Annotated in this window: 1 protein-coding gene; it reads left to right on the top strand. The window is 75.0% G+C overall.

Translation table 11 applies throughout. From position 1 onward, the window contains the following. Nucleotides 1-15: 15 nt before the first annotated feature. Nucleotides 16-236, top strand: a 221-nt coding sequence (locus tag SB719_RS22615) for a hypothetical protein (protein WP_412160102.1), incomplete at its 3' end; no start/stop codon positions are given.

Genomic DNA, 236 nt, shown 5'->3' with positions numbered 1-236 from the left:
CGTTCGGCGGCGTCCGTGGAGCGCGATCCCGCCTCCATGGCGCGCGAAGGCTGGGCCTACCTGGACATCCGGGACGGCGTCCGGGCGATCGAGCGCTCGCTGATCGCGCCGCTGAGCGGGGCGCACGTCGTGAGCCTCAGCGCGGCCGACCTGCTGATCGACCGCCCGGCCGAGGAGCTGCTGCGCACCTACGCGCCGACGGTGCCACTCCGGTCGCCTGTCGGCGAGCACGGACC

Origin of the sequence: Pantoea sp. SIMBA_079, assembly GCF_046940275.1 — a bacterium.
In the GTDB taxonomy this organism is placed as follows: Bacteria; Pseudomonadota; Gammaproteobacteria; order Enterobacterales; family Enterobacteriaceae; genus Pantoea; species Pantoea borealis.
This window is presented reverse-complemented; position numbering and strand designations above follow the sequence as displayed.